Source organism: Testudinibacter sp. P27/CKL/0425 (assembly GCF_052931395.1).
The window spans coordinates 277,004-303,110 of record NZ_CM128801.1 but is presented as its reverse complement, the minus strand read 5'-3'; the positions used below and the strand labels follow the sequence as shown (position 1 = coordinate 303,110).

24 protein-coding genes and 1 riboswitch are annotated in these 26,107 nt (G+C 49.6%); of the genes, 16 read left to right on the top strand and 8 right to left on the bottom strand.

Annotation, left to right across the window (positions count from 1 at the left end):
• The first annotated feature begins 9 nt into the window (after nt 1-9).
• From lepB to slyD, 11 genes are all read left to right on the top strand, one after another.
• Nucleotides 10-984 (top strand): signal peptidase I, encoded by a 975-nt coding sequence (gene lepB, locus ACUHGC_RS01570; RefSeq protein ID WP_446833943.1) that lies wholly within the window; start codon nt 10-12, stop codon nt 982-984.
• Between the two features lie 10 nt (nt 985-994).
• Entirely contained in the window at nt 995-1,681 is a 687-nt protein-coding gene (gene rnc / locus ACUHGC_RS01565; protein ID WP_446833942.1) for a ribonuclease III, read from the top strand.
• 9 nt (nt 1,682-1,690) lie between these two features.
• On the top strand, nt 1,691-2,611 hold the full coding sequence (era, locus tag ACUHGC_RS01560; protein ID WP_446833941.1) for a GTPase Era: 921 nt from the start codon (nt 1,691-1,693) through the stop codon (nt 2,609-2,611).
• A gap of 170 nt (nt 2,612-2,781) precedes the next feature.
• Nucleotides 2,782-2,826, top strand: a riboswitch (PreQ1 riboswitch).
• A gap of 2 nt (nt 2,827-2,828) precedes the next feature.
• Nucleotides 2,829-3,497 carry a 7-cyano-7-deazaguanine synthase QueC gene (gene queC / locus ACUHGC_RS01555; protein WP_446833940.1) on the top strand — a complete coding sequence of 223 codons (669 nt, stop codon included), beginning with the start codon at nt 2,829-2,831 and terminating at the stop codon, nt 3,495-3,497.
• Nucleotides 3,490-3,915: a 6-carboxytetrahydropterin synthase QueD gene (gene queD / locus ACUHGC_RS01550; protein WP_446833939.1), complete on the top strand. Its 426-nt coding sequence runs from the start codon at nt 3,490-3,492 to the stop codon at nt 3,913-3,915. The genes queC and queD overlap by 8 nt, the downstream gene beginning before the upstream one ends.
• A complete protein-coding gene (locus tag ACUHGC_RS01545; protein WP_446833938.1) occupies nt 3,915-4,541 on the top strand; it encodes a 7-carboxy-7-deazaguanine synthase QueE in 627 nt (208 codons plus the stop codon). The genes queD and ACUHGC_RS01545 overlap by 1 nt, the downstream gene beginning before the upstream one ends.
• A gap of 78 nt (nt 4,542-4,619) precedes the next feature.
• On the top strand, nt 4,620-5,183 hold the full coding sequence (locus ACUHGC_RS01540; protein ID WP_446833937.1) for an anthranilate synthase component II: 564 nt from the start codon (nt 4,620-4,622) through the stop codon (nt 5,181-5,183).
• 20 nt (nt 5,184-5,203) lie between these two features.
• Entirely contained in the window at nt 5,204-6,163 is a 960-nt protein-coding gene (locus tag ACUHGC_RS01535) for a virulence factor BrkB family protein (RefSeq protein WP_446833936.1), read from the top strand.
• Nucleotides 6,138-6,572, top strand: a complete 435-nt coding sequence (dtd, locus tag ACUHGC_RS01530) for a D-aminoacyl-tRNA deacylase (RefSeq protein WP_446833935.1) — start codon at nt 6,138-6,140, stop codon at nt 6,570-6,572. The genes ACUHGC_RS01535 and dtd overlap by 26 nt, the downstream gene beginning before the upstream one ends.
• Nucleotides 6,573-6,590: 18 nt before the next feature.
• Nucleotides 6,591-7,328, top strand: a complete 738-nt coding sequence (locus ACUHGC_RS01525; RefSeq protein ID WP_446833934.1) for an SIMPL domain-containing protein — start codon at nt 6,591-6,593, stop codon at nt 7,326-7,328.
• Between the two features lie 78 nt (nt 7,329-7,406).
• Nucleotides 7,407-8,009 (top strand): peptidylprolyl isomerase, encoded by a 603-nt coding sequence (slyD, locus tag ACUHGC_RS01520; protein ID WP_446833933.1) that lies wholly within the window; start codon nt 7,407-7,409, stop codon nt 8,007-8,009.
• 18 nt (nt 8,010-8,027) lie between these two features.
• Here the strand turns inward: slyD and ACUHGC_RS01515 are convergent, their stop codons facing one another.
• Nucleotides 8,028-8,975, bottom strand: coding sequence for a DMT family transporter (locus ACUHGC_RS01515; RefSeq protein WP_446834813.1), 948 nt, complete (start codon nt 8,973-8,975; stop codon nt 8,028-8,030).
• Between the two features lie 127 nt (nt 8,976-9,102).
• On the opposite strand from ACUHGC_RS01515, the gene murB reads away from it, so the two are divergent.
• Genes murB through ACUHGC_RS01495 form a run of 4 tightly spaced genes read left to right on the top strand, consistent with a single transcriptional unit; the run spans nt 9,103 to nt 12,826 of the window.
• Nucleotides 9,103-10,122, top strand: a complete 1,020-nt coding sequence (gene murB, locus ACUHGC_RS01510; protein WP_446833932.1) for a UDP-N-acetylmuramate dehydrogenase — start codon at nt 9,103-9,105, stop codon at nt 10,120-10,122.
• Nucleotides 10,122-11,069: a bifunctional biotin--[acetyl-CoA-carboxylase] ligase/biotin operon repressor BirA gene (gene birA / locus ACUHGC_RS01505; protein WP_446833931.1), complete on the top strand. Its 948-nt coding sequence runs from the start codon at nt 10,122-10,124 to the stop codon at nt 11,067-11,069. Before murB ends, birA begins: the two co-directional genes overlap by 1 nt.
• A gap of 41 nt (nt 11,070-11,110) precedes the next feature.
• Complete coding sequence (locus ACUHGC_RS01500) at nt 11,111-11,437, top strand: DUF2322 family protein (RefSeq protein ID WP_446833930.1); 327 nt, start codon at nt 11,111-11,113, stop codon at nt 11,435-11,437.
• A gap of 36 nt (nt 11,438-11,473) precedes the next feature.
• Nucleotides 11,474-12,826, top strand: coding sequence for an alanine/glycine:cation symporter family protein (locus ACUHGC_RS01495; RefSeq protein ID WP_446833929.1), 1,353 nt, complete (start codon nt 11,474-11,476; stop codon nt 12,824-12,826).
• Nucleotides 12,827-12,873: 47 nt separating this feature from the next.
• Here ACUHGC_RS01495 and metJ read toward each other — a convergent pair whose 3' ends face one another.
• Nucleotides 12,874-13,191, bottom strand: a complete 318-nt coding sequence (metJ, locus tag ACUHGC_RS01490; RefSeq protein WP_446833928.1) for a met regulon transcriptional regulator MetJ — start codon at nt 13,189-13,191, stop codon at nt 12,874-12,876.
• A 166-nt stretch (nt 13,192-13,357) separates the two neighbouring features.
• Here metJ and metL point away from each other — a divergent pair, with 166 nt between their 5' ends.
• A complete protein-coding gene (gene metL / locus ACUHGC_RS01485) occupies nt 13,358-15,787 on the top strand; it encodes a bifunctional aspartate kinase/homoserine dehydrogenase II (RefSeq protein ID WP_446833927.1) in 2,430 nt (809 codons plus the stop codon).
• 115 nt (nt 15,788-15,902) lie between these two features.
• On the opposite strand, the gene glgP is transcribed toward metL, so the two are convergent.
• The 6 genes from glgP to zapB all read right to left on the bottom strand — a co-directional run bounded on the left by glgP (nt 15,903) and on the right by zapB (nt 26,036).
• Complete coding sequence (gene glgP, locus ACUHGC_RS01480; protein ID WP_446833926.1) at nt 15,903-18,338, bottom strand: glycogen/starch/alpha-glucan family phosphorylase; 2,436 nt, start codon at nt 18,336-18,338, stop codon at nt 15,903-15,905.
• Nucleotides 18,339-18,373: 35 nt separating this feature from the next.
• A complete protein-coding gene (glgA, locus tag ACUHGC_RS01475) occupies nt 18,374-19,810 on the bottom strand; it encodes a glycogen synthase GlgA (RefSeq protein ID WP_446833925.1) in 1,437 nt (478 codons plus the stop codon).
• 69 nt (nt 19,811-19,879) lie between these two features.
• Nucleotides 19,880-21,202, bottom strand: a complete 1,323-nt coding sequence (gene glgC, locus ACUHGC_RS01470) for a glucose-1-phosphate adenylyltransferase (RefSeq protein ID WP_446833924.1) — start codon at nt 21,200-21,202, stop codon at nt 19,880-19,882.
• Nucleotides 21,203-21,264: 62 nt separating this feature from the next.
• Nucleotides 21,265-23,253: a glycogen debranching protein GlgX gene (glgX, locus tag ACUHGC_RS01465; RefSeq protein ID WP_446833923.1), complete on the bottom strand. Its 1,989-nt coding sequence runs from the start codon at nt 23,251-23,253 to the stop codon at nt 21,265-21,267.
• Nucleotides 23,254-23,256: 3 nt separating this feature from the next.
• Nucleotides 23,257-25,452: a 1,4-alpha-glucan branching protein GlgB gene (gene glgB / locus ACUHGC_RS01460; protein ID WP_446833922.1), complete on the bottom strand. Its 2,196-nt coding sequence runs from the start codon at nt 25,450-25,452 to the stop codon at nt 23,257-23,259.
• A gap of 344 nt (nt 25,453-25,796) precedes the next feature.
• Nucleotides 25,797-26,036 carry a cell division protein ZapB gene (zapB, locus tag ACUHGC_RS01455; RefSeq protein WP_446833921.1) on the bottom strand — a complete coding sequence of 80 codons (240 nt, stop codon included), beginning with the start codon at nt 26,034-26,036 and terminating at the stop codon, nt 25,797-25,799.
• Nucleotides 26,037-26,107 lie beyond the last annotated feature (71 nt).

Below are 26,107 nucleotides of genomic sequence, written 5' to 3'. Positions count from 1 at the left end.
GGAAAGCGTATGTCGAAATTTTTTCTCCCGATTCTGTTAGTTTGTGGCTATGTGTTATGGAAAGTGCTGGATCATCTGGCACTGCCGAACACCTTTTCGATTCTGCTGATTATTTTCACCCTGATTGCCGGCGCGACCTGGTGCTACAACCGTTTTTCACTGGAGCCAAAACGTCAGCGTCAAATTGCGCGCTTGGAACAACGCAGCGGCAAAACCTTAACTGAGGAAGAACGGGCGCAAGTTGAGCCGATTTCCGAAGGCAGCGAATTTGTTGGCTCGCTATTTCCGGTGTTGGCGATCGTGTTGTTGGTGCGCTCGTTTCTGTTTGAGCCGTTCCAAATTCCATCCGGTTCAATGGAGCCGAGCCTACGCATCGGTGATTTTGTGATTGTCGAAAAATATGCCTACGGGATTAAAGATCCGATTTTCCAAAACACCCTGATTCCGACCGGTGAGCCGAAACGTGGCGATGTAGTGGTGTTCAAAGCACCGCCGCACCCGAATATCGACTACATCAAACGCGTGATTGGCTTGCCGGGCGATCACGTTAAATACGATCAAGCCAACGGCACGCTCACCGTCACCCCTGCCAAGTGCGGTCAAGCTGTATGTGAACCGGAAGTGTACCAATACAGCGATGCTAAAGCCAATCCCGAATTTTTCTATCACGGCAATGCCCAAATCGAAATGACCGAAAAAGGCGCGAGAACGCACCAAATTCTGCTCAATCCGGTGCGCTTCTATTATGATGCCGCCTATTACAAGCAAGCGGGCAACCCGCCGGGCGAATGGACCGTGCCTGAAGGCGAATACTTCATGATGGGCGATAATCGCGACAGCAGCGACGACAGCCGTTTCTGGGGCTTTGTGCCTGAAAAAGCGCTGGTCGGCAGAGCCAGCTGGATTTGGTTAAGTTTAGATAAAAAAGCCAATGAATGGCCGACCGGCATCCGCACCGAGCGTCTATTCAGCGCAATTCCGTAAGGCACACAATATGCAAAATCTCGACAGATTACAGCGTAAAATCGGCTACCAATTTCAGCAGATTGCCTTGTTGAAACAGGCGCTTACACATCGCAGTGCCGACAGCAAACATAACGAGCGCCTCGAATTTCTTGGCGATTCGATTCTGAATTTTATCATCGGCGAAGCCTTGTTTAAGCAGTTTGACAAGGTGGACGAGGGCGATCTCAGCCGTATGCGAGCCACCTTGGTGCGCGAAAAAACCTTGGCGATTTTAGCGCGCGAGTTTGAACTGGGCGACTACCTGCGCTTGGGACAAGGCGAACTGAAAAGCGGCGGCTATCGCCGCGATTCGATTTTATCGGACGGCGTGGAAGCGATTATCGGTGCGATGTATCTTGACACCGGATTGGAAAATATCATGCCGATCATACGCAATTGGTATAAAACCTTCTTAGCGGAAATCAAACCGGGCGACAACCAGAAAGATCCGAAAACCCGCTTGCAAGAATACCTGCAAGGCAATCGCCAACCGCTGCCTGAATATGAAGTGATCGATATTCAAGGCGAAGCGCACAAACAGCTGTTCAAGGTCGAATGCCGCGTCAGCAGCCTCGACAAAACCGTGATCGGACAAGGGCAAAGCCGCCGCAAAGCCGAGCAAGCCGCCGCAGAAGCCATTTTGCAGCAGCTGAATTTAACCACCCAAACCTCATAAGGCGACAGCATGACAGACACCGAACTAACTCCAACCTCCGAAACCTACTGTGGCTTTATCGCCATTGTCGGTCGTCCGAATGTCGGCAAATCGACGCTGTTGAACAAGCTGCTCGGACAAAAAGTTTCTATTACTTCACGCAAAGCGCAAACCACCCGCCACCGCATTGTCGGCATCGACACCGAAGGTGCGTACCAAGCGATTTACGTTGACACCCCGGGATTGCACATCGAAGAGAAACGTGCGATTAACCGCTTAATGAACAAAGCCGCCAGCAGCGCCATCGGCGATGTGGATCTGATTTTCTTTGTGGTGGACGGCACTCATTGGACAGATGATGACGAAATGGTGCTGAACAAACTCCGTGCGGCAAAAGCGCCGGTGATTCTGGTGATCAACAAAATTGATAACGTCAAAAACAAAGACGAGATGTTGCCATATATCACAGAATTAAATAAACGCTTTCAGTTTAAAGCCACAGTACCAATTTCTGCACAGCGCGGCAATAACGTGCATCAACTGAAAAAAATCGTGCAAGAGTCGCTGCGCCCGGGCATTCATCACTTCCCGGAAGACTACATCACCGATCGTTCCGAACGCTTTATGGCATCGGAAATCATTCGTGAAAAACTGATGCGTTTTATGGGCGAGGAGCTGCCATATTCGGTCACGGTGGAAATTGAACAGTTCAAAACCAACGAACGCGGCACGTATGAAATCAACGGGCTGATTCTGGTGGAACGTGAAGGGCAGAAAAAGATGGTGATCGGACATCAAGGACAAAAAATCAAAACCATCGGCATCGAAGCCCGCGCGGATATGGAAAAGCTATTCGACAATAAAGTTCACCTCGAACTGTGGGTGAAAGTCAAATCTGGCTGGGCGGACGACGAACGCGCATTGCGCAGCCTCGGCTATATTGACGAATAGTCGTCGTTCTTTTGTTTAAGAGAAATCGCTATCGCTATCGGTGTCACCGGTAGCGATTTTTTATCTTGATTAGCTTGACCGCACTTGGTTATTCTCTGTGATTTAAAATATTGCGAAGCGCGGTTTACACTAGGCTTCCACGCCAAAATCCTGTAAAATTCCCGCCTTTAATCAACGTGGTTCGCAACCCTCCCACGCAAAAAAACTAGGATACTGTATGTTACAACCGAAAAAAGCCTTGGTGATTTTCTCCGGCGGACAAGATTCCACCACCTGCCTGCTACAGGCAATTCATGACTACGGCAAGGAACATGTCGAAGTCGTCACCTTTCAATATGGGCAACGCCATGCGATAGAGTTGGAAAAAGCCCGTTGGATTGCTCACGATCTGGGCGTGAAACAAACCTTGATCGACACCTCCGTGATTAGCGCCATTACCACTAACGCCTTAATGGATCAAAGTGCGGTTATCAAACAGCACGGAAATGAAATGCCGAACACCTTTGTTGACGGGCGCAATGCGCTGTTTTTGCTATATGCGGCGATTTATGCCAAAGGACAAGGAATCCACGATATTATCACCGGCGTGTGTGAAACCGATTTCAGCGGCTACCCCGATTGCCGTGATGTGTTCGTGAAATCCATGAATGTCACCCTCAATCTGGCAATGGATTACAACTTTAATCTGAAAACCCCGTTGATGTATTTAGACAAAAAACAAACCTGGGCGCTTGCGGATCAATTAGGCGGATTGGATTACATTCTGCAACACACCCACACCTGCTATCTGGGCGTGGAGGGCGGCTGCCATGAATGCCCGAGCTGTGTGCTGCGTGAAAAGGGGCTGAATGAATACTTGCAACAAAAAGAGGCGCGTGATGTTTAAGATCAGCAAAGAGTTTAGTTTTGACATGGCGCATATGCTCGACGGACACGACGGAAAATGCCAAAACCTGCACGGACACACCTATAAATTGCAAGTAGAACTCTGCGCCCCGCTGCTGACTGACCCAGTCAAGTGCGGTATGGTGATGGATTACAGCGATTTAAAACGGATTGTGGACGAGCTGATTCTGAAGCCGATGGATCATGCGTTTATTTTTGATCAAACTAGCGAAAAAGAGTGCAAAGTCGCCACCCTGTTACAAGAGCTGGATTCCAAAGTGTTCGCCCTGCCTTATCGCACCACTGCCGAGCAAATGTCACAGTTTATCTTTCAGCGCCTGCAACAAGCGGGTTTGCCGATTTCTGCGGTGCGCCTGTGGGAAACCCCGACTTCATTTTGTGAATATACGGAGCAGTAATGCACAACGAGATTGAATACAATCTGGTGGAAATCTTTGAAAGCCTACAAGGCGAGGGCTTCAACACCGGCATGCCAAGCATTTTTATCCGTTTCGGCAAATGCAATCTTGCCTGTCCGTGGTGCGACACCAACTATAACCAGTTTGAACGCTGGAGCCTTGCGCGCATATTAGCCAAAGTGCGGTCATTCAGTGCCAAAAATATCATCATTACCGGTGGCGAGCCGACTATTCAACCGAAACTTGAGATATTACTCGATCAACTAAAAGCCGAAGGCTATTTTCTGGCGATTGAAACCAACGGGCTGAAACCGATCCCGCCGCAAATTGATTATGTCGCCACCAGCCCGAAATTGCTCTATCAGCACAAATATCAACAGCGTTGCATTGCAAACGTCGATGAAGTGCGGATCGTCAACGACGGCGATATTCTGCCGTTTTGCGAACAGATTGAACGGCAGATACAGGCGGAGCATTATTACCTTTCACCCTGTGAGCAACAAGGCGAGATGAACCTGCTGGATACGATTCGCAAAATCGGGTTGCTCAACCAACGTCCGCAAGCAGCAACGCACAAACGCTGGCAATTGAGCCTACAAACCCATAAGTTAATCGGGATTGAGTAAAGTGCGGTTGGCACACGCCGAAATTTGTGGATAATAAGCTACCCATCTTACTTCACCGCACTTAAGGCTGCTTGACTTATGCTGTTAATCATCAACAATCACGATTCCTTCACCTATAATTTGGTCGATTTACTGCGGCGGATTGAAGGCGTCGAGATGCAGGTTTGCGACACCGAACAGGTCGATTTGCAGCAAGTGGCAGAATTTAGCCATATCTTAATTTCGCCCGGCCCGGACGTGCCACGAGCCTATCCACAGCTGTTCGCAATGTTGCAACGCTATCATCAGCAAAAATCTATTTTGGGCGTTTGTTTAGGGCATCAAACACTGTGCGAATTTTTCGGCGGCAAATTATACAACCTGCCGCAGATTCGACACGGGCGAAGTGCGGTGTTAAATCAAATTGAAAAATCGTTACTGTTTAAAAACTTGCCGCAATCCTTTAAGATAGGGTTGTATCACTCATGGGCGGTCGAACGGCGCAGTTTGCCGAGTTGCCTGCAAGCTAGCGCGCTGGATCAAGACGGCACGTTAATGGCGATGCAGCACCGCACTTTGCCGATTTACGGCGTGCAGTTTCACCCGGAATCCTTTATCAGCGAATATGGCGAACACATGTTGCGAAATTGGCTTGCGGGCTAACAACCAAAAGGACTCACTGAATGGCGCATTTTTTTTCACAATCATTACTGTTTGTAAAACTCTTTTGGCATCGGTTCAACCAAAACAAATTAAACATGGCGGCGGGCTATCTCACCTACAGCACCATGCTCGCCTTGGTGCCGTTGATGATTGTCGTACTGGCAATTTTTTCCGCTTTCCCGGTGTTCGACGAAGTGAGCGGGCAGATCCAAAATTTAATTTTCGATAATTTTGCGCCGGAAACCGGCGGAATATTACAGCAATATCTGAACGAATTTGTCGTCAATTCCACTAAAATGAGCGGCGTCGGGATCCTCGGTTTGATTGTGGTGGCGCTGATGTTGATCTCCTCAATCGATCACACTCTCAACGACATTTGGCCGAACACCAATTCACGCACTTTATTGTTTTCGTTCGCGATTTACTGGATGATCCTCACACTTGGGCCGTTGTTTTTGGCAGTCGGATTGATTATCAGCTCCTATGTGTTCTCAATTCAATTTTTTAGCCACGAAAGTGTGATGTCGCTTGGCACCACATTATTGAGCTTTGTGCCGTTTGTGCTGACTTGGCTGGCATTCACCCTGATTTATACCGTGGTGCCGAATACCAAGGTCAATTTGCGTTATGCGATGATCGGCGCGCTGATTGCCGCGGTGTTTTTCACCCTTGGACGCCGCGCGTTTACTTGGTATATGACGATGTTCCCGTCTTACCAACTGATTTACGGTGCGCTGGCAACCTTGCCGATTTTACTGCTGTGGATCCAGCTCAGCTGGACTTTTGTGCTGCTCGGCGCGCAGTTAACTGCGGTGCTGGAAGATTTCCAGCGCCTCAAGCGCGGCAACTTGGATTTATACGGCGAATATCAACAAAAACAGCAAAAATTTCACGGCGACTTAAAACGCTTAGTGAAGAAAGTCGACAACAGCCGACAACAACAAAGGAAAAACAATGATAGCCCTGATCCAGCGTGTTAAACAGGCTTCGGTGCAAGTCGAAAACCAAATTGTCGGCGAAATCGGCAGTGGATTATTGGTGCTGCTCGGGGTAGAAAAAAACGACGATCAACAAAAAGCCGATCGACTGCTAGACAAAGTATTGGCGTATCGCGTGTTTGCCGACGCCGACGGCAAAATGAATTTAAATGTGCAACAAGAGAACGGAAGCGTTTTAGTGGTGTCTCAGTTTACATTGGCGGCAGACACCCACAAAGGCTTGCGCCCGAGTTTTTCCAACGGCGCCGCCCCACAGCAAGCTGAGGCGTTGTATCACTATTTTAGCCAACAAGCACAGGCGAAAATCCACACCGAAACCGGGATTTTTGCCGCGGATATGCAAGTCAGTTTAATTAACGACGGTCCGGTGACGTTTTGGTTACAGGTTTAAAATAAAAAAGGAAATAAGATGACAAACAAACTCTTAAAAAAACTACTCGGCAGCAGCGCCATTCTGCTGGCAACCGCACTTCCGCTGCAAGCCGCCGAATCAAACAGCAACGTGCAAGACGCGCAGCAAATTTCATTTAGCGTGCAAGTTTCGCGCCAAGTTGAACGCGACACCATGCAAGTGGTGTTGTATGCGCAAGAATCCGGCAAAACCTTAAAAGCGATCAGCGCATTGGTGACCGACAAACTGAATCTGGCAGTGGAAGAAGCGAAAAAACGCAATATTCAAACCGGTATGACTAATCGCCGCACCAATATGACTTACGATAAACAAGGCAAGCCGAACGGCTGGATTGACTATGCCGAGATCTCGCTGGAAAGCAAAGACTTCACCGCACTTTCCGAGCTGATTGCCGCCACCGGTGAACAGCTGGCGGTGCAAGATATTCGTTTCACCCTGTCGGATCAACAAAAGCAGACTTTGGAACAGGCGTTGACCGAAGAAGCACTGCAAGCGTTCAAACAAAAAGCCGAGCTGATCCGCAAAAATCTGTCGGCTAAAGCGTATCAAATCGCCCGATTGGATATCGGCAGCCCGAATGACGGCGGAGCAGACAGCCAGCCGGTGTATTATGAGCGCAATGAGCGCAGAATGGCGCTCTCATCTTCGGCGGAAATGCCGGCTATGCAGGTGCAAAGTGGCGTAGCGGACTTGAAAATCCAGCTGCACGCCTCCATTAAGTTAGTAACCGAATAATCCGAATTAACTTCTCGGCGGGATTTGCGTATAATCCCGCTTTCTATCATTTATCCATTAAATAAGGCGGAGTAGCCGATGAAAGTAGCAAAAAATGTAGTGGTCAGTATCGCATATCAAGTTCGTACTGAAGACGGGGTGTTGGTCGATGAAGCACCGGTAAATCAACCTTTAGAATACCTGCAAGGACATAATAATCTGGTCATCGGCTTGGAAAACGCCTTGGAAGGTCGTGAAGTCGGTGAAAAGTTGGAAGTACGGGTTAAACCGGAAGAAGGCTACGGCGAATACAACGACAACATGGTACAACGCGTGCCGAAAGACGTGTTTGTTGGCGTTGACGAATTGGAAGTCGGAATGCGCTTTATCGCCGACACCGACATCGGGCCATTGCCGGTGGTGATTACCGAAGTGGGCGACGACTATGTGGTGGTTGACGGTAACCATATGTTAGCCGGACAAGAATTGCTGTTTAACGTAGAAATCGTAGCCACTCGCGAAGCGACTTTGGAAGAGATTTCACACGGACACATCCACGCTGAAGGCGGCGGTTGCTGCGGCGGTCACGACAGTGACGAAGAAGGACACGGCTGTGGCTGCGGTCATAACCATGATCATCACGGACATGACCACCATCATCACGATCATGACGGTTGCTGCGGTGGCAAACACAAACACTAAGATCAGCTTAGGATCGAATCAGGGGCGTGGCGATACGCCCCTTTTTATATGCCGTTTCCGCTTGCGCCACAACAGCAGCCGATAGCGCAACTGCGGCTGCAGCCGATAAGCAAAAAGTGCGGTCAGAATCAACGTACAGCCCAGCGCTTTTTGCCAGCTGATCAGCTCGCCCAACAAACTCACACTCAATAACAACGTCCAGACCGGCTCCAGCACCATAATAATCGCCGCATTGGTGATTTGACTGTGCTTCTGCCCAATCGCTTGTAACAAAAAACGAAAGCCGGTGGAAATAAGCACACTGGCGGCAACCCAGCTCCAAGTGATCAGCGAAATGCCGCTTTGCCACTGCTCAAACAGCAGCGAGAAAATGCCGCAAAACAGCCCGACCATCGTCAGTTGAATGGTAGTCAACGGCAATGGCGGCACTGATTTAGAAAATTGATTATTCAACACGAACGAAGTGGCGGCTGCCATTGATGAGCACAGAAACAATAAATTGCCGAGCGACAGATGCAACCCGTTGCCGGACGCCAACAAAAACAGCCCGCTCGCTGCCAACGGCAAACTGAACCAAAACATCCGCTGCGGGCGATGGCGGAAAATCAGCCATGACACCAACGGCGCAATCAACATCGACAAGCTGACAATAAACGCGCCCTCGCCCATGTTTTCGGTGTAGCTCATGCCCTGCACCCACAAAAACAAATTCAAGCTGAATGCCGAACCGACCGTGACCGCACTTTTCCACTGCGCGGGCGAAAGCTTGCGCAGTTGCGGATAGGCAAACGGCAAAAACAGCAATGCCGCCGCCAAAAAGCGCACGCTGATAAACCCCGCCGGCGGCAGTTCCAACAACGCATATTTGGAAAACAGCCAACCCGCCGCCGCTAAAATGCTGACGACCAACAAGATCCATTCTCCTCGATATTTTTGCACGCGTTTCAACCTATTATCATTGCTCATGCTTCCATTATAGCCCCTTCCGACAGCGGCTGCGACCAAGCAAATCGGATTTTGCTGAAATTTCTGATTGCTCATCTCGATTTGATCGGTAAACTAAGCGGATTCGTTTCATTACTCCAAAACCATTATGCAAAATTTACAACCGTTTCATACTTTCGCGCTGCCGGTGCAAGCCGCCGCCATCGTGAAAATTCAATCGTGCGAACAATTGCAGCAAGTTTGGCAAGAGTATGCCGAACGTCCGAAATTGTTGTTGGGACAAGGCAGCAACGTGCTGTTTTTAGCCGATTTTAACGGCGTTATTCTGCTCAATCGAATCAAAGGCATTGACTATCGACAAGATGCCGATTTTCATTATCTGCATGTCAACGGTGGCGAAAATTGGCACGATTTGGTGACCTTCTGCGTCGAAAACGGCTATAACGGGCTGGAAAATCTGGCATTAATCCCCGGCTGTGCGGGCACGGCGCCGATTCAAAATATCGGCGCTTACGGGGTAGAATTTAAAGATCTGTGCGATTATGTCGAAGTGCTCGATCTCAAGTGCGGTCAGTTGACCCGCCTGAGCGCGCAACAATGCGAATTTGGCTATCGTGAAAGTATTTTCAAACATCACTATCGTGAAGATTATGCGGTTGTCGCCGTCGGCTTAAAACTGGCGAAAAACTGGCAGCCGCAATTGAGCTACGGTTCACTGGCGAATTTTGATCCGCAAACGGTCACTGCCCGACAAATTTATGCCGAAGTGTGTCAAGTGCGGCGCAGCAAATTGCCTGATCCGGCAGAATTTGGCAATGCCGGCAGCTTCTTTAAAAACCCACTGGTCAGCAACTCCCATTACCAACGGCTGCTTGCCGACTATCCGTCGATGCCGGCGTTTGTGCAAGCCGACGGCAGTGTCAAACTGGCGGCTGGCTGGCTGATCGATCAATGCGGCTTAAAAGGCTGTCAAATCGGCGGCGCGGCGGTGCATCAACAACAGGCGTTAGTGCTGATTAACCGCGAACACGCCCAGCCGCAAGATGTGCTGGCACTGGCGCGCCATGTGCGCCGGCAAGTGCTGCAACGTTTCGAAGTGGCGCTGCAACCCGAAGTGCGGTTTTTCAACGCCGACGGTGAAATCGACAGCGAACAGGCGATCAGCTGATGAACGACGATCAAGAGATGCTCGACGCAGTGCTGACGCTGCTGGCAGACGGCAAACCGCACTTGCTGCCAGCAATGCCAGAATCACAACGCCGTGAGATTTTGCACCGGTTGCAAACGTGGGGATTAACCGCACGGCGTTTGGAAGATCAAATCTATTGCCTTGAACAGCCGTTGAACCTACTCGACCAACAGCAAATCAACCGCACTTTGCAATACGGACAAGCGATTGTGCTGCGCAGCGTGGATTCCACCAATGAGTTTTTGCTGCAAAACAAATCTCTGCCTTCCGGCACAATTTGCAGTGCTGAAATGCAAACCGCCGGACGCGGACGACGCGGACGCCAATGGCAATCGCCGTTTGCGCAAAATCTCTATTTTTCGCTGCTGTGGCATTTCGAAATGTCGGCAGCCGCCTTGCAGCCGCTGAGTCTGGTGGTCGGCATCTGCCTTGCCGATACCCTGAGCGAATTGGGAGTGGACAATATCAGCATAAAATGGCCGAATGATATTTACCTGAACGGGCGCAAACTAGGCGGGATTTTAATCGAAAGTCGGCGATTTGAACAAGATAAGCAAGAGTTAGTGATCGGCATTGGCTTAAATCTGAGTATGCAGCCTGATGCTGCGGCTCAAATCGAACAAGCCTGGGCGAATTTGAGCGAAAGTGCGGTGCGGATCGAGCGCAATCAGCTGGTCGCCACTCTTGCCAATAATCTGCAATATGTGCTGCTGCAAGTCCAGCAACACGGCGTCGCGCCTTATTTAAGTCGCTGGCAACATTACGATCATTTTTACCAAAAACCGATCAAACTGCTGTTACAACAAACCGAAATCACCGGCATCTGCCAAGGGATTGACAGCGACAGCGGAGAGTTGCTTCTGCAAACCGCAGACGGACAATTACTGCGCTTCAACATTGGAGAAATCTCGCTGCGCCCGCAATAAATTGCGCTAATCTATTAATTAATTGAATAAAAAGGACTATTATGACATTTCAACACAATTTGGCAGCCATGCCGAGCGTCGATCATTTAAGTGGTCTTGATGTGTTCAACTCACAAGGCGAGGTGATCCACACCATTCCGGCGATCGCTGGCAAACTCGGCTCGCTGCGGCTGTACAACGCACTGGCACAACAGTTCCAGCAACAACTCACACCGCAAGCGGCGCAACAAGGGCTGATTTGGTTCGCCGAACACGTTGCCGATGCCGAACAGCATCCGGGCAAACACCCGAATATTGATCTGCTGTTTAACGTAATCCGCGATGAATTAACCTTAACCTTACAACCGCACTTGGCGGCGCAGCCGTAACGCGACAGCGGCTGATTGCATTTCTTGAGAATTTTTATGCAGGATATTCAAACTTTTTTTAACAACCTCAGCGATCATGTCTGGGGGCCGTATATGTTGGCGCTGCTGGTCGGCACCGGCGTGTATCTCAGCTTGCGCCTGATTTTTCTTCAATTCCGACTGTTGCCGTTTGCCTTAAAACAGGCATTCACGCCGCATCCGAAAAAAGAGGACGGCAGCGATCATCACGGCGATATTTCCCATTTCGGCGCACTGATGACCGCACTTTCGGCAACCATCGGCACCGGGAACATCGCCGGTGTTGCCACCGCGGTGGTCAGCGGCGGCCCGGGTGCGGTTTTTTGGATGTGGCTGACCGCCATTTTCGGCATGGCGACCAAATACGGCGAAGGCGTGCTGGCGGTGAAATATCGGATTGTAAACGACAAAGGCGAGATGTCGGGCGGTCCGATGTACTACATTGAGCGCGGCATGAAACTGAAGTGGCTGGCGCTGTTGTTTGCTGCGTTCGGCACTCTTGCCTCGTTCGGCATCGGCAGCTCGGTGCAGTCCAACTCGGTCGCCAATGCAATCCACACCTCATTCGGGATTAATAACACCCTCACCGGCGTGGTGCTCACCCTGTTGACCGGAATTGTGGTGTTGGGTGGAATTAAAAGCATTGCTCGTGCCTCGTCGATTATCGTACCGTTCATGGCAATTTCCTATATTTTGGGCGGCTTGGCAATTATTATCGTCAATGCCGAGCTGTTTTTACCGGCGATTTCAACCATTTTGGATCACGCTTTTGCCGCCGATGCGGTCGGCGGTGCGATTTTAGGCAACGCGGTGCGCTACGGTGTGGCGCGCGGGGTGTTTTCCAACGAAGCGGGCATGGGTTCCGCGCCGATTGCCGCAGCTGCCGCCAAAACCGATCATCCGGTGCGACAAGCGCTGGTGTCAATGACCGGCACATTTTTAGACACGATTATCGTGTGCAGTATCACCGGAATCGTGCTGGTGATGGGCGGTTTATACACCGACGGACAAACCGGTGCCGCGCTCACCACTCTTACGTTCAACAAAATGTTACCCGGTCCGGGTGGTTGGGTGGTGACTTTCGGCTTAATTTTCTTTGCCTACTCCACCATTCTCGGCTGGTGTTACTACGGCGAAAAATGCGCCACCTATCTGTTCGGCGACAAATATGTCAATCTGTATCGAATCGTGTATGTCGCTACCGTAATGGCGGGCGCGGTGTTGCAGTTGGATTTGGTGTGGTCTGCCGCCGACGTGTTCAACGGCTTAATGGCAATTCCGAACTTAATCGCGTTGCTGTTCTTGTCCGGGGTGATCGTGCGCGAGACTAAAGACTTTATCGAAAAACGTAAAAGCGGCGAGTTGCCTTAGTGCATAAACAAAAAACAAACAGCGCAAATTTTGCGCTGTTTTTTCGTTTAATATTCCCAACTCTCCGGATCGATACCGCACTCGCGCATTAGCGCTTTGGCATCTTCCGGGATTTCGTCGCTGCGGTCTTTCATTAAGTCGTGATCGGTCGGCAACGGTTGTCCGGTGAAGGCGTGCAAGAAGGCTTCGCACAATAACTCACTGTTGGTGGCATGGCGCAAATTGCGGATTTGACGGCGAGTGCGTTCATTGGTGAGAATTTCCAACACCTTAATCGGAATGGAAACCGTAATTTTTTTGACTTGCTCGCTTTTTTTGCCGTGCTCTGCATAAGGGCTGATATATTTGCCGTCCCACTCTGCCATAATGAATCCCTTTAAAAAAATCCCTATAAAAACTTTGGCTATTTTAACAAAAAACACAGAAATAACAATCTGGACGTAAAGACTGCTAAAAATCATGCTGCTTTATTTGGATAGTCTCAGAAAACTGCTAAAATAACGCCACTTCGGAATTCGTAGCGGGGGCAAAATGGCAATTAATCCGACAAAAGAGATGCACAAATTCGGCGGCAGCAGTTTGGCGGATGCCGAACGTATTCGCAATGTGGCGCAAATTATCAAGAATCAGACCCAACCACAGGATTTGATCGTGGTTTCCGCCATGGGCGAGCTGACCAATAATCTGATTCAATGGGTTTCCCTTTCCGCCACCGATCCGGTCAGTGCCAACCAACAGCTGCAAAAAATCAAATTCCACTATCTGACCCAAACCAACAAACTGCTCAATCAGCCTGAAGCCGTTTCACAACACTTTTTGGAAGAAATTCTGTTGTTGTCGTCGCTGCTGGATAAGCCGCCGAGCGAAGCGATTTATGCCGAAGTGGTCGGACACGGCGAGATTTGGACCGCGCGCTTAGTCTGCGCTTATCTGAATCAGTTAGGGATGGAAAGCCAATTTTTGGATTCACGTCTGTTTTTATATGCCGAAAGAGCGGTTTTGCCGCAGGTCGAAGTGGAACGCAGCCGTCTGGCATTGCAACCGCATTTGCAGCAGGCGGACGGCAAGCATCTGATCATCACCGGCTTTATTTGTCAAAATCAAGCGAAAGAAACCGTGCTGCTCGGGCGAAACGGTTCGGACTATTCCGCCACCCAAATCGCAGCCCTTGCCGAGATTAAAAAAGTGACGATTTGGAGCGATGTTGCAGGTGTCTACAGCGCCGATCCGCACAAAATCAGCAACGCCAATCTGTTGAGTTTCCTGCGCGTGGACGAAGCCACCGAACTGGCGCGTTTAGCCGCGCCGCTGCTGCACGCCCGCACCTTGCAGCCGGTGAAAAGCCAGCAATTGACGCTGATGTTGCGCAGCAGTTTACAGCCGGACAACGGCTCAACCCGTATCGAACACGCGCTGAGCGCCAGTGAAAACGGCAAGATTGTGACCCAACATAATCAAATCGGCTTGATTGAACTCAGCATTCCGCCGAATCAGGATCTCGAGCAGTGGCTGCAACAGTGTCAGCAATGGATGGAACAGCAACAACTCATGCCGCTCGCACAGAATGTTGATCGTCCGCAGCGGCTGCTGAAAATTGCCTATCCGATTGAATATATTGACAATGTGTATATTCAATTTAAGCAATTGCCGTTGAGGGTCGATTCCTCCGCCATTCGATACGATTTAGCGCTGCTGGCAATTGTCGGCTATGGTGTGTGCCGCAATTCGTTGCAGATGATGCGTTTTCTGCAAATGCTGAAAACCCAGCCGCTGGAGTTTATCTGGCAGTCGCCCGATCAAATCAGCGTGGTGGCAATTCTGCGCCAGCAGGTCAGTCGTGAGTTGCTACGCAATGTGCATGACGATCTGTTCCGTCCGCATAAAACCATCGGTTTGGTGGTGCTCGGACACGGCACGATTGCCAAAACCTGGCTGGAGCTATACCGTCAACAGCGCGAAGCCTTGTCGGCGCGCAGCAAGTTTAATTTCACCTTAATCGGCGTGGTTTCCAGCACTAAAGGCTGGCTGAGCTATCAAGGGCTGATTCCGCAACTGCAAAACCGCACTTTGGACGAGACGTTTGAGCAACAGGCGCAGGAGTTGGAACCCAACCAGCTGCTCAATTGGATGAGTGGTCATCCGTTTGACGAATTGGTGGTGCTGGATATCACCGCCAGCGATGAAGTTGCCAAGCACTATCTGAGCTTCGCCAAACACGGCTTCCATGTGATCAGCGCCAACAAACGCGGCGCCGCATTTCCGCTGGCGCAATTCCATGAGTTGCAAAATGCGTTTCGCCAATCCGGCAGCCACTGGTTGTATAACGCCACCATCGGACGCGGCTTGCCGATCAACACCATTCTGCGCGATTTAGTGGAAAGCGGCGATACGATCCTATCGGTGGAGGGGACGTTTTCCGATACCATGACTTGGCTGTTCTATCAGTATGATCAACACATCCACAGCTTTGCCGAATTGATTGAACAAGCTTGGGAACAAGGGCTAAGCGAGCGTAATCCACGCGAAGACTTAAGCGGCACCGATGCGATGCGCAAACTGCTGATCGCCGCGCGCAGTGCCGGATACGACATTGATCCGCAGCAAATCAAAGTGGAATCGCTGCTCGCGCCCGACGCGGATAAATTGTCGCTGAACGAATTTTTCGAATCGCTGGCGCCGCTGAACCAAACGCTGGAAGAGCGCTACCTCAACGCCCACGATGACGGGCTGACACTGCGCTATGTTGCCCGTTTTAACGCCAACGGACAATCCACTGTCTGTTTGGAGGAATTGGAGCCGGACGATCCGCTCAGCAAAACCCTGCCGGGTGAAAATCTGTTTATCATTCGCAGCCAATGGTATCGCGACAAACCGCTGATTATCCACGGCCCAAGCTCCGGCCCGGCAATGACCGCCGGTGCGATCCAAAGCGATTTAAACCGGTTGGTCAAACTACTTTAATCCGCTGAATATGACGACACCATTCGTATCAAAACGTATTCGACCGCACTTGATAAAAAACGGTGCTTGAATTACTTCAAGCACCGTTTTGATTGGAATGACTATTCGCTATCGGTTACAGTTTCACCGGTTTCAGATCCCAGATTTGCTCCGCATATTCTTTGATCGTGCGGTCGGAGGAGAAGTAGCTCATATTCACGATATTCTGAATCGCTTTTTGTACCCACAGATTTTCATCTTGGTAGATTTTATCCACTTCCTGCTGAGCATCGACATAACTACGGAAATCGGCAAATGCCTGATAATAGTCGTTCGATAACACCAATGAATGATAACGGCTCGGCTCTTCCGGATTGAATACCCCACTGGTGATTTGCTGTAATACTTCACGCAGTTGCGGATCATTTTCATAGTAAGCCGACGGATTGTAACCTTCGCGACGCAGTGCTTCCACTTGCTCAACCGTGTTACCGAAAATAAAGATATTTTCTTCACCGACATTTTGCAGAATTTCCACGTTGGCGCCGTCCAGCGTTCCCACCGTTAATGCACCGTTAAGTGCGAACTTCATGTTACTGGTGCCGGATGCTTCGGTTCCCGCTAAGGAAATTTGTTCGGACACGTCCGCTGCCGGAATAATCAACTGTGCCAGGCTGACGCTGTAATTCGGGATAAATACCAATTTCAGTTTGTCATGCACCCGCATATCGTTATTGATCACTTTCGCCACATCATTGATCAAGCGGATAATTTGTTTTGCTTGATAGTAGGCGGAAGCCGCTTTCCCGGCAATAATGAACACGCGCGGCACCCAGTTTTTCTCCGGATTACGCAGAATTTCATTATAACGGGCAATGATGTGGAACAGGTTCATGTGCTGGCGCTTATATTCGTGGATCCGCTTAATCTGCACGTCGAACAACGAATCCGGGTTGACCACGATATTCAGGTTGCGGGCGATGTAATTCGCCAATTTTTCTTTATTGGCTTGTTTCACCGACCGCACTTCTTCCATAAATTTCGGATAATCCGTATACGGTTTCAGCTGCTCTAAGTCGCTCAAATCTTTACGCCAAGCTTTGCCGATATATTTATCGAATACCGCCGACAGATCCGGATTTGCCACTCCAATCCAACGACGCGGCGTGATGCCGTTGGTCATGTTGCAGAAACGTTCCGGATAGATTTTAGCAAAATCGGCGAAAATGGATTTCACCATTAAATCGGAGTGTAATTTGGCAACGCCGTTGACTTTGTGTGAACCGACCACCGCCAGCCATGCCATCCGCACTTTGCGCCCGTCATTTTCATCAATCAGCGATACGCGACGGACTAAGTCCGGATCTTTTTCGGTGTAAGCCTGAATGCTGCAGAGGAATTTTTCATTGATTTCCAAAATCAGTTGTAAATGACGTGGCAAAATCGCCCCCATCATGTCAACCGGCCAGGTTTCCAACGCTTCGCTCATCAGGGTGTGGTTGGTGTATGAGAATACTTTGCACGTCACTTCCCATGCCTCATCCCAGCTGAATCCTTCGTTGTCGATTAAGATTCGCATTAATTCCGGAATCGCCAACACCGGGTGGGTGTCGTTCAAGTGGATTGCGACTTTGTCGGCAAAGGTTTCCAAAGTTTTATGCTGCCATCTGTGGCGGTTTAGAATATCTTGCAGGGAAGCGGAAACCAGGAAATACTCCTGACGCAGGCGCAGCTCACGTCCGGCGTAAGTGGAGTCATCCGGATAAAGTACGCGCGACACGTTTTCAGAGCTGTTTTGACGCTCCATTGCCGCAAAGTAATCACCACGGTTAAACTTGTTTAAGTCAAAGATGTCGCCGGCATGCGCAGACCACAAACGCAGGCTGTTTGCCATATCGGTTTCATAGCCCGGAATAATTTGGTCATAGCCGAGCGCAACGATTTGGTCGGTGTCAATCCAGCGGCATTTTCCGCCTTCAAAATAGATACGACCGCCAAATTCAACACGATAGCGTTTGGTCGGGCGCACGAATTCCCACGGCATCCCTTTTTCCAACCAAGTATCCGGACGTTCAACTTGTTGTCCGTCAACGATTTTTTGACGGAACATTCCGTATTCATAGCGAATGCCGTAGCCCATGCCCGGATAGTTCAAGGTGGCGATAGAATCGAGGAAACAGGCAGCCAAACGACCTAAACCGCCGTTGCCCAAGCCCGGGTCGATCTCTTTTTCGATCACATCTTCCAGATCCAGTCCCAATTCTTCCAATGCTTCTTGTACAACATCATAAATACCAACAGCCATCATTGCATTTGAAAGTGTTCTTCCCATTAAAAACTCCATGGAAAGGTAGTAAACTCGACGACAATCCTGTGATTGGGTGGCGCGTTGGGTTTTCAGCCAACCTTCGGAAACCAGATCGCGCACCGCCAACAGCGTTGCATTCAACCAGTCGCGTTGGCTTGCCGCTGACGGATCGCGGCCGATTGAAAACACTAACTTTTGTACGATTGAATTTTTAACACCTTCTACATTAGATAATGGGGAATGGTGCAAAATGGTATTGCTCATTAAATTAATTCCTTACTAAAGCGTTTGTCACGATTTCAGTTAAATAAGTTTTGATAAATAACCGAATATTTTTCAGCCGCTAAATGCCAGCTGAAATCGGCCTCCATGGCATTAATTCGAACTTTATACCATTGCGGTTTAGCGCGCCAAAGCGCCTCCGCCCGTTCAAACGCTAAAACTAACGAATCGGTATCTGCATTTGCAAAGCTGAACCCGGTCGCGCTGCGATTTTTCAGGTTCTCTTTGCTGCAATCGGTCACCGTATCCGCCAAGCCCCCGGTGGCTCTGACCAATGGTAATGTGCCGTATTTTAACCCATATAACTGTGTTAAGCCACAAGGTTCAAAGCGGCTCGGCACCAGAATCACATCGCCACCGGCGATAATCAAATGCGATAATTTTTCGTTATAGCCGATCTCGACGCTAACTTGTTGCGGATATTGTAATTCTAATTGTGAAAACGCCTGTTCATACTGACTGTCGCCCGAACCGAGCAGGATAAACTGCACGCCGTCTTTTAAAATTCGCGGCAATGCCTGCAATAGCAGATCAACGCCTTTTTGCGCGGTTAATCGCGTCACCATCACAAACAGCAGCGCATTTTTATCTTGTGGCAATTGGAACGCTTGTTGCAGCTCGGCTTTGCATTTGGCTTTGCCGGTCATACTTTTTAGTTTGTAATTCGCCGGCAAGTGCGGATCCAGCTCCGGATTCCAAATCGTGTAATCAACGCCGTTCAGCACGCCGCTCAATTTATGTTGCTGTTGCAAAGTGGTCAGCAAGCCTTGCAAGCCGTACGCATATTCCGGCGTGGTGATCTCTTGCGCATAAGTCGGGCTGACGGCGGTGACGTGATCCGCATAATACAATCCGGCTTTCAGATATGAAATTTGTCCGTTCAACTCCAAACCGTTAACGTGGAACATCTCCAGCGGCAAACCCAGTTCGAACATATGCTGATAATAAAATTGCCCTTGGTACGCCAGATTGTGAATCGTGAACACCGATTTCGCCGGGCGTCCTTTGGCGTGTAAATAGGCACAAGCCATGCCGGCGTGCCAATCGTGGGCGTGCACCACATCGGCTTTCCACCAGCTGTCAAGGTTATCGCCCAGCTCGGCGCCGAACCAGCCTAACAAGGCAAAGCGAAGATAGTTGTCGCCATAGTCGTTATAGTACGGATCGTGATACGGATTGCCTTCGCGTTGATACAAGTGCGGTGCGTCAATCAGGTAAATACCCAAGCCGTTATATTCGGTGTAGCGCAAGGTGACATCACCGGCAAATGTGGCAAAGGTGCCGACCACGCCTGATTGCGGCAAGCCCGCGACCACCGCCGGATAAGCCGGCATCAACACCCGCACGTCATCGCCGCGCTGTTGCTGCGCAAACGGCAAAGCGCCGGTCACATCGGCTAAGCCGCCGGTTTTTAAGAGAGGATAGAGTTCCGAACAAACGTGTAAAACTTTCATTTTTTCCTACCTGATTTTTCCCAATAAAAATCGTCTCTGCCGACAATGACAGAGACGATTTGGTTGTTTTTAAGGTTCCGCTTTATAGCTTTTTTGTTCCTGTGCTTCCGCTTCTTGTTTCAGCGTCTGCAACATTTTAGAGGTGACCAACACCACGCCGCCTTTGCTGACACGGAAACGTTTTGCATCCAGCTCCAAATCGACACCGATTTCCATTCCGTCCGGCACTTGGCAGTGGCGATCGATAATCGCACGCTTGATAATCACGTTTTTGCCGATCGTCACTTCAGGCAGCACCACGCTGTATTCCACCTGCGAGCCCTCTTTGGCGACCACTTGATCGAACAACACCGAGTTACTGATGATCGCATCATTAATGATACAGCCGCCGCCCACTAATGAGTTATCCAACGCCTTGGTTTTACGCAGGTTTTTATAGAAGAATTTCGACGGGAAGGTCTGTTTCGGCGTTGAACGAATCGGCCAGCGTTGATCGAAAATATCCAACTGCGGATGCTCTGTCACCAAGTCGATATTCGCTTCCCACAGCGCGTCAATCGTGCCGACATCGCGCCAGTAGATTTCCCCTTGCGGGTTGCGCCCCATACAAGAGCGGCTGAACGGGTGTGCGTACAACACGCCTTCTTTCAACGATTGTGGAATGATGTCTTTGCCGAAATCGTGGCTGGAATCCGGTTTGGCAAACTCACGATCCAAAATGTCATACAGATAATCCGCATCAAACACATAAATCCCCATGGAAGCCAACGAAGTGTCCGGCTTGCCTTTCATAGTTGGTGGATTTTTTGGTTTCTCGATGAAGTCGGTGACTTGCAGGTTTTCATTCACTGCCATCACGCCAAACTCCGTGGCTTTCTCTTTTTCCACTTCGATACAACCGACGGTGCATTTTGCGCCGCTGGAAACGTGATCCAGCAACATTTGTGCATAATTCATTTTATAGATGTGATCGCCCGCCAGAATCAGCACATATTTTGGTTTATAGTGCCCTTTCATGATGCCGCAGTTTTGGAACACCGCATCCGCCGTGCCGCGATACCAAGTGCTGTCGTCCAACTGTTGACGCGCCGGCAACATATCGACAAATTCGCCTCTTTCGCGCGGCAGAAAAGACCAGCTGTGCTGCAAATGGCGCAGCAATGAGTGCGCCATATATTGGGTCACAACTCCGATCCGATTCAAATTGGAGTTAATACAATTTGATAAGGCAAAATCAATAATACGACAAGACCCGCCGAAATAAACCGCCGGTTTAGCGCGTTTATCTGTGAGCTCGTACAAACGGGAACCTCGTCCTCCTGCCAAAATCAGAACTAAAGTATCATCCGTGATACGCAACATACTCGGTGAGTTTTTTAAAATTTCGTCCATATTAATTTTCCCCTAGTTTTAAGATCCAAAAAACAACACAACGATTCGGCAAGCCTGTACGCCTACCGACATAAAATATAAAGACCGAGTCCCTCGACCTCTAAATTATCTCCTTCAATCACCAACTCTTGTGCAACCGCACTTTGCCAGTGCGCCGCCGGTAGGCGAAAATGCTGCCGTCCCTCGCTGCGGTTCACCACCAGCAACCATTTTTCATCCAATTGAATCTGAAAGCCCGCACTGCCGCCGTCTTCCCAATCGGCAACACTCATGCTTTCGCCGTTTCGGTTCAGCCATTGAACGTGCTGCTCGTTCCACCACTCCCCGCTTGCCGAAAGTGCGTTAATCTGTTTGCGCAACTGGATGACCGCCTGGCTATACGCCAAGAGTTGTTGATTTTGTTGTGACCAGTCAATCCAGGTGATCTCATTATCTTGGCAATAAGCATTGTTGTTGCCGCGCTGGCTATGCCCGAATTCATCTCCCGCCAGCAGCATCGGCGTACCTTTGGCTAAAAGTGCGGTTGCCAGCAGTGCTTTTTGTGCCGCAAGTCGGTTTGCCAACACGCTCGAATCCCGGCTTTCGCCCTCTTCTCCAAAATTGCGGCTGAAATTTTCGCCGTGTCCGTCGCGGTTGTCCTCGCCGTTCGCCCAGTTGTGGCGCTGTTGATAACTGACTAAATCGTTTAAGGTGAAACCGTCGTGAGAACAGATATAATTAATTGAAGCGTAAGGATGTTTGTGATCGTGTTGAAAAATGTCCGCCGAAGCGCTGAACCGTTGGGCAAACTGCCCCATATTGCCTTGATAATGCAGCCAGAAGCGACGCATATCGTCACGGAAACGGTCGTTCCATTCGGCAAAATAATCCGGGAAATTCCCGAGTTGATACCCGCCCCAGCCGATGTCCCAAGGTTCGGCGATATATTTTTTATCTTTTAGTATCGGATCATTGGCAATCCGCTGGAAAATTTCCGCCTGACGGTTAAAGTGCGGTTCGCGCCCGATAATGGTTGCCAAGTCAAAACGGAAGCCGTCCACATGAAATTCGTTCACCCAGTAACGCAAGCAGTCATGCACCCATTGTAAGGTGTTGGCGTTGGTCAGATTTAAGGCGTTGCCGCAGCCGCTCCAGTTGTGACACTCGCCGTTTTCAGTCAGCCAGTAGTAGTTCGGATTATCCAAGCCGCGCTGGCTTAAGGTCGGCTGTGATAAATCCGAATCGGCAGTGTGGTTAAACACTACATCCAAAATCACTTCAAAGCCCGCTTGATGCAAGGTTTTGATCATCTGTTTAAATTCACTCGCCGGTGTCGTTCCGGCGCGTCCCGACCAATAGCGATCATCCACCGCAAACGGCGCCAACAGATTATAGCCCCAATAATTCGACAGCCCGCGACGCTGCAAATGCAGCTCATCGGCGTGAAATGCCACCGGCATCAGCTCAAGTGCGGTCACGCCCAGCTTTTTCAAATAGTCTAACGATGCCGAATGCGCCAAGCCTGCATAGCTGCCGCGCAATCCTTCTGGAATCGCCGGGTTCAGTTGGCTAAAGCCTTTGACGTGCAGTTCGTAAATCACGGTCTGTTGCCAGCTGTGATTCGGCGCGCAATCCTCTTGCCAATCAAACTGCCGATCGACCACCACCGCTTTCGGTGCAACGGTGGCGTTATCCAATTCATTGCTGAGATCAAACAACGCGATCTGCTCGTCACCCTGAAAGCTCGGCTTGCTATCCACCGCTTCGGCGTAAGGATCAAGCATCAGCTTTTGCGGATTAAAATAGATCCCCAAGTGCGGTTTATCTTCCCCGTGCACCCGAAAGCCGTATTTAATGCCCGCTTCAATTCCCGCCAGCCACAAACTCCAAATATGCTCGGCATTGCGCTGCATTTTAAAGCGGTGTTCTTTGCCGCGATACGAGAACAGGCAAAGCTCAACGAGGCTTGCGTGTTCGGAAAAAACCGCAAAATTGACGCCGTTTGTGCCGTCAACCGCTTGCAGCGAAGCGCCCATCGGTTGGCTGCGGCCATGTTTTACTCTGCCGAACATCGACTACCCCTGACGTTGCAGATAAATCGTCGCCAATGGCGGCACCGTTAATTCAATCGATTGCGGCTTGTTATGCGCCGCGATCTCGTCGGTGTGCAACGCCGCACCGTTGCCGACATTCGAACCGTGATAGTATTCCGAATCGGTGTTCAGTACTTCCCGATAAATTCCCGCCTGGTTCACGCCGAACCGATAATTTTCACGCGGCACCGGGGTAAAGTTGCTGACTACAATCACTTCGTTGCCGTCGCGATCTTTACGCGCAAAAGCAAACACCGAGTTTTGGTAATCGTCAACCACCAGCCATTCAAAGCCCTGCGGATCAAAATCCAACTGGTGCATTGCCGGTGTTTTTTGATAGAAATGGTTGAGATCTTTCACTAGATTCTGCACACCGCTGTGCCAGCCGCCGCCGTTTTGATCATCTAACAAGAACCAATCGAGGCTTTCTTGATAATCCCATTCGCGCCCTTGGGCAAATTCTGAACCCATAAACAGCAGTTTTTTGCCCGGATGCCCCCACATATAGCCGTAGTAAGCACGCAGGTTGGCAAATTTTTGCCACGCGTCACCCGGCATTTTATCCAACAGCGAACCTTTGCCGTGCACCACTTCGTCGTGCGACAGCGGCAAAATAAAGTTTTCGGTGTAGTTATACAACATTCCGAACGTCAGCTGATTATGGTGGTGCTGGCGGTAAACCGGATCGAGCTTCATGTAAGACAGGGTGTCGTTCATCCAGCCCATATTCCATTTATAATGGAAGCCCAGCCCGCCCATTTCCGGCGGATTAGTGATGCCCGGGAAGGCGGTGGACTCTTCCGCGATTGCGATACAGCCGTCGATTTCATTGCCGATCACATAGTTGGTGTGTTTTAAAAACTCAATCGCTTCCAGATTTTCTCTGCCGCCGTATTGGTTAGGAATCCATTCGCCCTCTTTGCGACTGTAATCACGGTAGATCATCGACGCCACCGCATCCACCCGCAATGCATCGACCCCGAAGCGCTCCAGCCAATACAAACCGTTGCCGGACAGGAAGTTTTTCACTTCGTTGCGACCATAGTTATAAATCAGGGTGTTCCAATCTTGGTGATAGCCCTCGCGCGGATCGGCGTGTTCATAAAGTGCGGTTCCGTCAAAATACGCCAAGCCATGGGTATCATTAGGGAAGTGCCCCGGCACCCAGTCCAGAATCACGTTAATTCCGGCGTCATGTGCTTTTTGGATAAAGGCTTTTAATTGTTGCGGATCGCCGAAACGACTGGTCGGAGAATACAGCCCCAGCGGCTGATAACCCCAAGAGCCGTCAAACGGAAATTCGTTAATCGGCATGAGTTCGATATGGGTGAAACCCATTTCTTTGACATACGGAATCAACTGTTCGGCGATTTCATCATAATTCAGCCAGAAGTTGTTTTCCAAGTTGCGTCGCCATGAGCCGAGATGCACTTCATAAATGGAGATCGGCGCGTCAAACGCATTGGCTTTTTTGCGCGCTTCGGTCATCGGCACTACATCCGGCAGCACGCTGACTTGCGATGCGGTATCCGGGCGCAGTTGCGAGGCGAACGCATACGGATCAGCTTTCAGACGCAGCGCGTCATTGGCGTCAAGCAGTTCATATTTATACAGGCTGCCGAGCGCCACTTGCGGAATAAAGATTTCCCACAACCCGTTTTCCGGGTGGAAACGCATCGGATGGCGACGCCCATCCCAAAAGTTAAAATCGCCGACCACCGATACCCGTTTGGCATTCGGCGCCCATAAAATAAAGTTTACACCGGCAACGCCTTCGATTTCGGTAAAATGCGCGCCCAGCTTTTCATACGGACGGTAGTGAGTGCCTTCCGCCAGTAGCCAGTTGTCTAAATCGGACAGAATCGGACGGAAACGGTAAGGATCTTCGAGGATCTGGTTCTCATGTCCCCAGAAAACATTCAGTTGGTAGGCAAAAAAATCATGTTTTTCCGGAATCAGCGCGGCAAAAAAACCGTCGTCATGCAGCCGCTCCATTTCGACCACGTCTTGCTGGCTCTCTTTATCAATAATAGAAATACTCGACGCATCCGGCATTAATACCCGCACTTCAATCCCGTTATCCGTTTCGTGCATTCCCAAAACGGAAAACGGATCCGCACATCTGCCACCCAACAACGCATCTATTGTAGCTGTATCTGTATCGACCAAAACACTCATGTTTATCTCCATTTCGATCATGTTAAGTTACATTATCTTTATTTGATAATGATAAAAAAATGTCAAATGAACTTAACATTTCAGTAAAAAATATAACCTAATCTTATCTTTTTTATACTTTTAACATATTAATGTGATTGGATGTTAAGATTGACATAAGCGTAACTAAGATACAACCGGAAAAGTCAAAAATCAGGCGCTGGGTCACATTATTTTATCAAATTAAATAAATTCTCGATATGAAGTGGATGTTTTATCAAAAAAGGAGTGAAAAAAGGAGTGAAAAAAGAAAAAGCCGAGAGCAAGATCTCGGCTTTTAAATGGTCAAAGTGCGGTCGACACGGTTAGATATTGTCAATTTTTCCTAACAGTGAACTGATTCTTTCTTTCCAGTTGTTCAGTTCATTTTTCAGGTGCTCGTTTTCACCCGCCATCGCGTCACGCTCGTCGCGCAGATGATTCAACTCATTTTGCGCGTTGTCGTGTTTGCCTTTCAATTCTTCAATTTCCAATTGTTGTAATTGAATGGTTTCAACGGCTTGTTTAATTTTTTCATCGAGTTGTTCAAGAAGTTCGAAAGACATAATAAATCCTTAATAGTAATAATTGCCAAATGAAATTTAAGCTATTCTAGCCTAGTTAGCGACAGATTTCA